9 protein-coding genes are annotated in these 9676 nt (G+C 48.3%); 4 read left to right on the top strand and 5 right to left on the bottom strand.

All coding sequences use genetic code 11. The annotated features are described in order from the left end of the window. Positions 1-283: 283 nt before the first annotated feature. Together CWE07_RS12460 and rsuA are read right to left on the bottom strand one after the other, a co-directional pair. Positions 284-1828 carry a S10 family peptidase gene (locus CWE07_RS12460; RefSeq protein WP_111570542.1) on the bottom strand — a complete coding sequence of 515 codons (1545 nt, stop codon included), beginning with the start codon at positions 1826-1828 and terminating at the stop codon, positions 284-286. Positions 1829-1968: 140 nt separating this feature from the next. Continuing rightward, positions 1969-2676 (bottom strand): 16S rRNA pseudouridine(516) synthase RsuA, encoded by a 708-nt coding sequence (gene rsuA / locus CWE07_RS12455; RefSeq protein WP_111570543.1) that lies wholly within the window; start codon positions 2674-2676, stop codon positions 1969-1971. A gap of 61 nt (positions 2677-2737) precedes the next feature. Between rsuA and CWE07_RS12450 the strand changes: the two genes are divergently transcribed. Both CWE07_RS12450 and CWE07_RS12445 read left to right on the top strand, forming a co-directional pair. Further along, positions 2738-4306, top strand: coding sequence for a cryptochrome/photolyase family protein (locus CWE07_RS12450; protein ID WP_111570544.1), 1569 nt, complete (start codon positions 2738-2740; stop codon positions 4304-4306). Between the two features lie 7 nt (positions 4307-4313). Further along, positions 4314-4841, top strand: coding sequence for a lipocalin family protein (locus tag CWE07_RS12445; protein ID WP_181452305.1), 528 nt, complete (start codon positions 4314-4316; stop codon positions 4839-4841). A gap of 41 nt (positions 4842-4882) precedes the next feature. Here CWE07_RS12445 and CWE07_RS12440 read toward each other — a convergent pair whose 3' ends face one another. After that, positions 4883-5923 (bottom strand): OmpA family protein, encoded by a 1041-nt coding sequence (locus CWE07_RS12440; RefSeq protein WP_111570545.1) that lies wholly within the window; start codon positions 5921-5923, stop codon positions 4883-4885. 171 nt (positions 5924-6094) lie between these two features. On the opposite strand from CWE07_RS12440, the gene CWE07_RS12435 reads away from it, so the two are divergent. Together CWE07_RS12435 and CWE07_RS12430 are read left to right on the top strand one after the other, a co-directional pair. Next, on the top strand, positions 6095-6823 hold the full coding sequence (locus CWE07_RS12435; protein WP_198679924.1) for a transglutaminase-like cysteine peptidase: 729 nt from the start codon (positions 6095-6097) through the stop codon (positions 6821-6823). After that, entirely contained in the window at positions 6820-8742 is a 1923-nt protein-coding gene (locus CWE07_RS12430) for a bifunctional diguanylate cyclase/phosphodiesterase (protein WP_111570546.1), read from the top strand. Before CWE07_RS12435 ends, CWE07_RS12430 begins: the two co-directional genes overlap by 4 nt. On the opposite strand, the gene CWE07_RS12425 is transcribed toward CWE07_RS12430, so the two are convergent. Both CWE07_RS12425 and CWE07_RS12420 read right to left on the bottom strand, forming a co-directional pair. Then, positions 8726-9067 (bottom strand): tryptophan synthase subunit beta like protein, encoded by a 342-nt coding sequence (locus CWE07_RS12425; protein ID WP_111570547.1) that lies wholly within the window; start codon positions 9065-9067, stop codon positions 8726-8728. The genes CWE07_RS12430 and CWE07_RS12425 overlap by 17 nt on opposite strands. A gap of 14 nt (positions 9068-9081) precedes the next feature. Continuing rightward, positions 9082-9675, bottom strand: coding sequence for a LuxR family transcriptional regulator (locus CWE07_RS12420; protein ID WP_111570548.1), 594 nt, complete (start codon positions 9673-9675; stop codon positions 9082-9084). Between the last annotated feature and the right edge of the window lies 1 nt (position 9676).

Genomic DNA, 9676 nt, shown 5'->3' with positions numbered 1-9676 from the left:
GGTTATGTACGGGTCGCCGTACTTAATAAATTAACCCGCCTTGGCATGCCCGTGAGCGAAATGGTGCGTTAACCCCAGGTGGGAAAGGGGCAATTTTACCCTCGGTACGGATTTGATCAACAAGGCCGCAGTAGACCTAAAAAGCCAGAAAACTCGACCATAATCACGTTCCTCTTAGTTGTTAGTTACTTAAGCCTAGACCATAAATACAAAACCCGACAAAAATTTGTCGGGTTTTTAGGTACTTCCATCGGAAATTTTATTCCCTACATGCCAATTTAGCTTAATAGCGTGCGGGCTGCCCTTCATCAGGTAACGAATGTAAAATAAATTCACGCAAGTGCTCGTTGGACAAGCGTAAATCTTCATTGCGTAAATACATCATGTGACCACTGCGGTACCCTTCAAAAAATAAACGGTCACGCATTTTTCCACTTGGGTCTAGTTGCCACATACTGTATTTGGCATCGAAATAATTGGTCGCCCCGTCGTAATAACCGACTTGAAATAACACATTCATAAATGGGTTTTGAGCCATGGCTTGACGTAGCTGCGGACCTGTATTGTTGTTACTTCTATCCCACGGATGCACCGGCCCAAACATGTTGTACTTAATGTCTGTTTCAACGCCTAGCTCTTCACGTAAGTAATAATTGATTGCCGGTGTGAACGAGTGTAACCATGAAGTCAGCTCAGAGTTAAAATCTGGGCGTACGCCAACATCCTGCCTATCAATCCCAGTGTAACGCGAGTCCAATCGGCCGATGGTTAAGCCTTCGTCTCTTAATAGATCTTTCCAGAAAAAGGCGGTATCGACGTCTAAGTTACTTTGCAGCACCACTTGCTCAGACAATCCTGAGTAGCGAGCTACCTGCGCAGCCACAGCGTTGCGTTCTTGCTCGCCTAACCAAGCACCGCGCGCTAGCGCAGGTAAGTAGGTGTCGATAGTGAAAGCTTCTACTTCAGGCAGCAGTTCGTATAAGTCGAGCTCTTGCAATGCCGGGTCAAGCTGTTGGTGGTACCATGCAGCTGCGGCAAAATAAGGTAAGCGATTCGCCGCTTTAACTGGGCCTTCGCGGTCAATGCCCATGTCGGTTGGCGACACTAATACCACACCATTAATGTACATCCATTGCTGGTTTTGCAACGCATGAGCAAGGCCAGCGACACGCGTTGTGCCATAGCTTTCCCCAATCAAAAACTTCGGTGAGCGCCAGCGCTGATAGCGAGTTACAAAGGTGTTCATCCATTCGGCCAAATATTGCACGTCTGAATTAACCCCGAAGAACATCTCACGCTGCCGTTCCCGTGACGGCATATTGCCATCTGGGCCTGGCAAAACGCGGCTATAACCCGTATTAACTGGGTTAACGAAGACTATGTCGGTCGCATCAAGCACTGAATGAGGGTTATCTTTCACGCCGTAAGGCTGAATAGGAAAGCCTTCATCGTCTACACGCAATGACTTCGGCCCAGTGTAGGCAATATGCATCCAAACAGACGCTGAACCTGGCCCACCATTAAAGGAAAACATAATCGGTCGACGCGCTTGCTCCCGCACGCCTTGGCGCTCGTAATAGGTATACTGCAAAGTCGCAGTCGGGTGGCCGTCTTCATCCCACACGGGTAAGAAACCAGCGTAAACCTTGTAATCGACACGCTGACCATTGATTTGAGCTCGATGCTCAGTCACCACTACGGATTCAGCTTCCAGCGTACGCCGATGTTCACTGGCATGGGCAGTCACCAGTAATAACGGTAGCGTTAAACACACTGCGACTAGGCTGCGCCAGCGCTTTACTAAGGAGGGGTTTGATACTTGTTGCATGATGAGCGGCTTCCTCTCACTTCTGTTTTTATATTAAGTTTCGATTAGACCGTTTGCAGTCAATAAACTCAATGAGAATGAGATGAAGCGCTCAATAACCAGGCTAATAAACGCCACAGATTGCTATCGCGCAGCCTCGCTTATCCTCCAAGTAATTCAACCTCTTGTGCCGTCAACGCTCGATATTCGCCTGGTAATAAATCATCATCCAGGGCTAAACCACCAATTTGACTGCGGTGCAGCGCGACTACTTTATGCCCCACCGCGGCAAACATGCGCTTAACCTGATGATAACGCCCTTCGTGAATTACGAGCTTAGCGGTATTGGCGTCAATCAGCTCAAACTCTGCTGGCTTGGTTGGCTTTTCCTCCCCATGCAGCATCACACCTTGACTAAACTCGGTTGCCAATTGCTGCGCCTCTGCAGCATCCACAGCGTCAGCCAGTGTGGCAATATAAGTTTTCGCGCATTCATGCTTAGGTGATGTTATCCGGTGTGACCACTGGCCGTCGTCGGTAAGCAACAGTAGGCCGGTGGTATCGACATCAAGCCGGCCGACGCAATGAATGCTGTCGATCTTAGGCTCGTCCAACAAGCTGAACACAGAAGGATGAACTGGGTCACCCAACCCAGAGATAACGCCCGCTGGCTTATGCAACATTAAATAGCGAGGACCAATAATTGCCAGCGTATTGCCTAACCAAGTCACTTCATCATCTGGCTTGACCGGCGTGGCCGCTTTGCGACACAACTGACCGTTAATTTCAATCTCATCCGCGCGAATCACACGACCAGCCTCTTTACGGCTCAACCCCGTGGAGTCACAAACAAACTTATCTAGGCGCATACTAAACCTCTACCGCACTTGACGCGTAAGCTTACTTAAAGCTCACCACGTCGGATATTTAATGGCTATATACTACGCGCTATCACACCTGAACTCGACCCAATATTCACAGCTACGATTGATTTTGGGCGACCAGCTCAACGCATCGCATAGTTGGCTGCGCCAGCCATGTGAAGACACCCTCTATGTCATGATGGAAATGCGCCAAGAAACCGATTATGTGCGCCACCATCGCCAAAAAGTCCTCGCATTTTTCGCCGCCATGCGTAATTTCGCCAATGCTATCGCGCATAAGCATGATGTGCTTTACCTCACACTAGATCATCAAGGCAATAAACAGCAATTAACCGACAATCTAGACATGGTGCTGCAGCATACCAAGGTACAAGATTTTGCATACCAAGCCCCCGATGAATGGCGGCTGGATGAGCAACTAGCGCGCTACAGCCCCGACGGCGTCAGCGTAAGCATGGTGGACACTGAGCACTTCTTAACCGCTCGCGATGCACTGGGTGATTACTTTAAAGATCCAAATAAAGTACTGTTGGAAACCTTTTACCGCCGATTACGCAAGCAATATAATTACTTGATGGAAGGTGACAAGCCGGCTGGTGGAAAGTGGAATTACGACCATGATAACCGCAAGAAATTACCAGACAAAGTGCAGGTACCTACCCCTCTAGTATTCGACAATGATGTGAGTGAGTTGGATGTGCTGCTTACAAAGCAAGGCGTCGATAGCTTTGGAGAAGTGGACGCCACTGCTCTGCCGTGGCCGGTATCACGTAAACAGTCACGTGAGCTACTCAATTTCTTTTTAGAGCATGGGCTGGCTAACTTTGGACGCTATCAAGATGCCATGAGTAAGCGCTGCTGGAGCCTTTTTCACTCTCGGCTCTCATTTAGTATGAACAGTAAAATGCTTAGCCCCAGGGAAGTCATCGAGAGCGCAATAGAGGCGCATCATAAGCAACCCGATGTGATTAACTTGGCACAAATAGAAGGCTTCGTGCGCCAAATTCTTGGTTGGCGCGAGTTTGTGCGTGCCATTTACTGGGACAAAATGCCTGATTACGCGAATCTCAATAAGCTTCAGCATGAGCGTGCGCTGCCTGAATTTTACTGGACAGGTGATACCAAGATGGCCTGCTTACAACACGCGATTCGCCAGTCATTGCAATATGCCTATGCGCACCATATTCAGCGCCTGATGATTACTGGTAATTTTGCATTGCTGATTGGTGCAGATCCCGTCGCAGTCGACGCCTGGTACCTTGGTATTTACGTTGACGCCATTGAGTGGGTTGAGCTACCCAATACACGCGGTATGAGTCAGTTCGCCGATGGTGGTATTCTGGCCACTAAGCCCTATGCGTCAGGCGGAAACTATATTAATAACATGGGGCACTACTGCAAAGATTGTCACTACGATGTGAAACAAAAGCATGGCGAAGGCAGCTGTCCATTTAACGTTTTATATTGGCACTTTCTCGACCGCCACCAACAACTATTTGCCAATAACCAGCGCATGAGTATGATGTACCGACAGTGGGAAAAGCGCGAGTCTAACGAACGCGAAGCTATTTTAACCACTGCTAACGAGTATCTTATTCATCTTGAAACCTTATGAGGGACGCATGGCAAATAACTGGACGCACCGTTTGGCCGCAATGTTCATCGCAGCGTATGTACTAACTGGCTGCATGCACCAACCGGAACCTGTGGTGACGCCGATTCAGCAACTCAACACTGAGCGCTACATGGGAACCTGGTATGAAATTGTGCGCATGCCGACGAGCTTTCAGCGTGATATGAGCCATGCGACTGCCAGCTATCGTCTAAATGCAGATGGCACCTTTGAGGTGGTCAATCGCGGTTTTAACACCCGTAAGGGAGAATGGAAAACTGCGGTAGGTAAAGCCAAGCCAATTGATGGCATGCCAGCAGGCTTTAGTGTGTCGTTTCAATGGCCCTTTAGCGGTGGCTACTACATTGCAGAATTAGGCAGCAACTATGAATACGCGGTCATAGTGAGCGATAGCCATGATTATTTTTGGCTGCTTGCGCGTGAACCTCGACTACCTCGCTGGCTGATTGACAGGACGCTAGCTCGTGCCCACGAATGGGGCTTTGATATCGAACAAATGATTGAAACTAAGCATTAGTAAAACGGCCCTTTTCATGGGCCGTTTTACTACTTGTCAGCTTAGTAGATGCGCACCTCAACACGGCGATTCACCGCACTGGCAGGGTCCGTTAAAGATAATGGTTGGGTGTCCGCTAAGCCACGCGCTTGAATACGCGAGGCAGAAATGCCAAATTCATCAACTAATAGTTGCTTAACCGCGTCAGCTCGCTCTTGGGAAAGTTGACGATTACGCCAGCCTGCGCCTGTTGAGCTTGTGTGACCTTCGATATCCATGCGCGCTTCTGGGTTTAACCGCATATGCTCGGCTAACATGGCTAATTCACTACGATCAATGTCAGTCATATCCGCTGAATTGTTAGCAAATTGGATATCCAACTCAAACCGCCCATCGCGTGCCTGATATGCTGAACAGCCATACATATTCACCGCTTGCCCGGCCGGTGTGTTCGGACAAAGGTCCAGGTAATCGGCTACACCGTCGCCATCAGCATCCGCAATACGCACTTGGCTTGAGCTAAAGCTCTGTGGTTCAGGGCGCGCCGATGTAACGTTACGCTGGCCAAATGTATACTGTAAACTGGCACCTAAATAGGCATCGGACAACTCCGTGCTTTGGGTGAATCCATCTTGATACGCCAATTCAAACCGCGTGCTTAAGCTTGGGGTCAGAATATGTCGATAACCGAGCGTGCCGCGTAAGCCTGTGGCATGTTGATCGCCAATATCTGTGTGATTGACACCGAAGCCTAGATAAACCCCTCGGGAGTAGCCGAATAACATGTCAACACCCGAGCTGTAGCCGCTTTGCTTATTCACGTCACTGCCAAAATCCGCATGCATGGAGTCATAATACCCACGCAAAGCAAGATCTTGCTTGAAAATCACTCCCAACTCCAAACCCGGCGTGAAAGTGCGTAATCCGTCACGGGCTGAAAAAACTGCTTCATCTGTCGTATGCGTACGCGACGAATCAAGATGCGTCCAGCCAATTCGAGCCCCCACATAAGGTTCAGCAGCAAGTCCAGAATGGCTCCAAACGCTGAGTAAGCCAACACTTAAAAAAGCTAACTTAGAAGCTCGCAGGTGAACGATTGACATGAAAACTCTCCCTTTTTATTCGAATGCGCGTCTGTGCGTAAATAGCTGATGTTGTCATTGATAGGCCAGTATACCTTGAATAAATTCGCTCAAGAATAGCTTGAAAAGCTTACATCATTTGGCGAGTAATTTGTTATATTAAAGCATTACTTTTTAACCAAAGAATCATGCGTGAAGCGATTGCTGAATGGACGCTCATTACTTGCTAGCTCAATCATCGCCTACACACTCGTGGCGGTGCCAGTTAGTATGGGCGCACCTACTCAAGCAGCTAATGCTAGCTGGGCAATTGACTTAAATGCTGCGCAACGCTTCATGGGGCAAACATATTCGGCGCAAAGAGCCTCCGTCACCGAACTTTGGTATGCCATGATTGAAAACCTCAAAGATAGCCCTGACGAGGTCAAAATTCGCGTGGTGAATGACTTTTTCCATCAGCATATTACCTATCGCACTGACCAAGCTGTCCACGGTACTGAAGACTTTTGGACCACGCCTCTTGAAACGATTGGCCAGGGTGTGGGTGATTGTGAAGACTACGCCATTGCTAAATATATAACGTTACGATTGGCGGGCATGGATATGAACAAGCTGCGGCTTATTTACGTTAGAGCACAAATTGGTGGGCCACGCAGTAGCGCAAGTCAAGCTCACATGGTGTTAGGTTATTATGCAACCCCGGACAGTCAGCCGCTCATTTTAGATAGTTTAGTTCGCGGCATTCAGCCTGCCTCGGAGCGCACCGACTTATCCCCTGTGTTTAGTTTTAACAGTGACGGCCTGTGGTCGGGCACAAGTGGTGCGCGCGCCAACGCGAGCCCAACATCAAGGCTATCGCGCTGGCAAAACGTGATTCAACGAATGCGTCAACAAGGTATTTATCTGGAGCAATCACAATGACATTAAATAAACAGCTTTGGGCTATTGTTAGCGCTGTCGTTCTCATTATGTTTGTCTGCGGTGTATTAATCACCACGGCTTCAAATGTGCAGCAAGTCAGCCAGCAACTCAGTATAAAAAACAATGACAATGCTAATTTATTGGCACAAATGTTGTCGGAAATGGATAAAGACGAAGTGTTCTTAGAGCTTATCTTAGCGGCGCAGTTTGACACTGGGTACTACGAGTATTTAAGTCTCAAAGACACTTCAGGAGAGACCATAATAAGCCGTGAGTTTGCAGGTGACGTTGCGACCAACGTTCCAAATTGGTTCCTGCGTTTAATTCAAATTGACGCAAGCCCAGGTGTTGCACTTGTCAGTGACGGCTGGAATCAATTCGGTAGCATCGAAGTGCGCAGTCATTCTGGCTATTTGATTAATGACATGTGGTCAGCCACTAAGCGATTTGGTTTTTGGTCGGCGATTATTGCAATTTTGGTTGGTGCTATTGGTACCGCAATTCAACGTAAGGTCACTCGTCCGTTGGATAGAGTTGTGGAGCAAGCCGAAGCGCTAGGCGATAAACGCTATATTTCTCTGCCAGTGCCCGGCACTCTTGAATATAAAAAGCTGGTGTTGGCGATGAATAAACTCACCGCCCGGGTGAAAGATATCATTGATAAAAATAATGACAAAATTAATCAACTACGTGATCAAACTGAGCGTGACGAATTGACTGGCTTGGCGAATCGCCAAGTATTTATGCAACGGATCGACGCACTCTTAACCGATATTGACGAAGCAGCAAGCCATGGCTTAGTGATGCTAAGGTTACGCGATTTAGACAAGTTGAATCGCACGCTTGGGCGGCGTTCAGTGGATGAGTTTTTGGTGAATCTGAGCCACGAGCTAGACGCTTACTGTCAGCAACAACACTCAAGCATGCAAGAAGCCTTAGTGGCGCGCCTAAATGGCTCCGACTTTGCGATTTTGCTCGAGCAGCCAACCCATACCGAAGAGTTTGCTGAGCGTTTACAGTCTCACGTTGCGCGAGTGCTAGAGCGTTTTAATCAAGCGAATGATAGCGTATTAATTGGCTCAACGAACTTCAATACGAAGGACAGTAAGTCGCAAGCGATGATGCGGCTCGATTCTGCCCTAAGCCAATTGGAAAGCACTGAGACACACCGAGCGTTCCTGCATATCGAAGGCTCTATCGACATACCCTATGCGACTGCCGACGAGTGGCGCAAAGACTTGCTCGATGCAATTGCGTCCAATCAGGTATTTTTTGAATTCTACCCAGTGGTGCATACGGCAAGCGCAGCTGTTATTCATTACGAAGGTATGATCCGCGCTCGACTGAATTCAGATATTCGCCATGCGGGATACTTTTTACCGTGGGCACGGCGACTCGAATTGATTGATCAAATTGAATTAGCTGCGCTACGGCAATTATTCAGCCGCGAACAAACCACAACTGACAACGTGGCAATTAAGTTGTCCTTTGACTTTATCAGTCATCAAGCGAACCGCCACGCCCTTGTGGAATTGATACAGAGTCACCCGACGAAAAAAGTGACTCTTGAGTTTCACGAAGCGGCCCTGATGGGTCATGCCGTGGCATTTGAAGTTTATTGCAAAGAGTTACGCCAGGCAGGTTTCAAAGTGGGTATACAAGGTGCGCTGAATTGCTTTAACCAGTTGAGCAACATTCACGAGTTTGGCCTCGATGAAATTAAACTGCATGCATCTTTGACCCAAAGTGCGCATGACAGCGAAGCAGGTAAGAGCATGCTTGCTGCGTTTTGTAGTTTGGGTCACTCCATTGGCGCAACTGTGATCGCGCAAGGGTTCAATACCAACCATAACGCGAAGCTGTTAGCTGAATTAGGAGTCGACGGTATTACTGGTCCAGGGGTCAGCCTATCTGAATAGTGTCGTCGTCGTGGTCTGCGTCAAACTCTAAATTGGTCGCTTGTTTGCGCAGAGTTTGACGCTTAATTAATTTGCGTTGCGCGGGTTCAGGCAAGTCAGTAAATTGAATCACGCCTTTGGCAATCAAAACATCTACCAAATCTTCAAATATCCGCGCGACTTCGGTATCTGTCTGACCGATAGTGCTAGCGCCTTTGGGCGCTAAGCCAGCCAGATAGTTCTGTAGCTCCACGTCTGATTTAGCGATAAATTCTGCGGTTTCTTCGGTTTTCACCGCGCTAACCAGCTCAATCTCGTTTGCAGCATTGCGTTTTATATAGGGCATAATGACCTCCGCTATTAACTTTTCAGCACTAGTAACGCCAACTGCAAGCGGTCTTTAACGTCTAGTTTTTTAAAGATATTGGTTAGATGCTCTTTTACTGTGCGCTCAGTAATGAATAAGCGGGCGGCAATATCTTGGTTCGATAAGCCATCAATTAATAACGTCACAACCCCAGCTTCTCGAGCCGTCAGTCCGAGCTGTTCATAGCGTGACTTCTTAGGGTTGCCGCCAAATAAGCGTGCAACTGCGCCTGTCATTTGGCGCAGATAAACCGCTGGCACCCAAATAGAATCTTGCGATGCAGCGACTTTGACCGCTTGAATGGTGCGCTCGTCAGCAACTGCAGGACAATAACACAAAGCGCCGCTATTTAACGCCTGATTCATCTCGGCGGCGTCCGGTAGCGCCGCCAGCACCACCACCGCCACTCCTTTTTGCACCGAATCTGCCACCACACGAGACCAGTTGGCATGCGCTGTTAATATCCAGAGCGTATCACCTGCACTCAACTGCTGTGCCGTAGCCGTATCCTCACTCACTTGCACATGTGTATCTAACGTGCGCCACGATGAATTGAAGAATCCCGAAGACGTAAGAAATAAATCCATT

Origin of the sequence: Aliidiomarina maris (assembly GCF_003987335.1) — a bacterium.
Lineage (GTDB): Bacteria > Pseudomonadota > Gammaproteobacteria > Enterobacterales > Alteromonadaceae > Aliidiomarina > Aliidiomarina maris.
Note: the sequence above shows the minus strand (reverse complement) of the source record. Positions and strands in the feature narration are given on the sequence as shown.

Bases quoted from the DNA above. Each gene is read 5' to 3' on its own strand.
- CWE07_RS12450 (WP_111570544.1), top strand. From the start codon at position 2,738: ATGGCTATATACTACGCGCTATCACACCTGAACTCGACCCAATATTCA.
- CWE07_RS12420 (WP_111570548.1), bottom strand. From the start codon at position 9,675: ATGGATTTATTTCTTACGTCTTCGGGATTCTTCAATTCATCGTGGCGC.
- CWE07_RS12430 (WP_111570546.1), top strand. From the start codon at position 6,820: ATGACATTAAATAAACAGCTTTGGGCTATTGTTAGCGCTGTCGTTCTC.
- CWE07_RS12445 (WP_181452305.1), top strand. From the start codon at position 4,314: ATGGCAAATAACTGGACGCACCGTTTGGCCGCAATGTTCATCGCAGCG.
- CWE07_RS12440 (WP_111570545.1), bottom strand. From the start codon at position 5,923: ATGTCAATCGTTCACCTGCGAGCTTCTAAGTTAGCTTTTTTAAGTGTT.
- CWE07_RS12425 (WP_111570547.1), bottom strand. From the start codon at position 9,067: ATGCCCTATATAAAACGCAATGCTGCAAACGAGATTGAGCTGGTTAGC.
- CWE07_RS12460 (WP_111570542.1), bottom strand. From the start codon at position 1,828: ATGCAACAAGTATCAAACCCCTCCTTAGTAAAGCGCTGGCGCAGCCTA.
- rsuA (WP_111570543.1), bottom strand. From the start codon at position 2,676: ATGCGCCTAGATAAGTTTGTTTGTGACTCCACGGGGTTGAGCCGTAAA.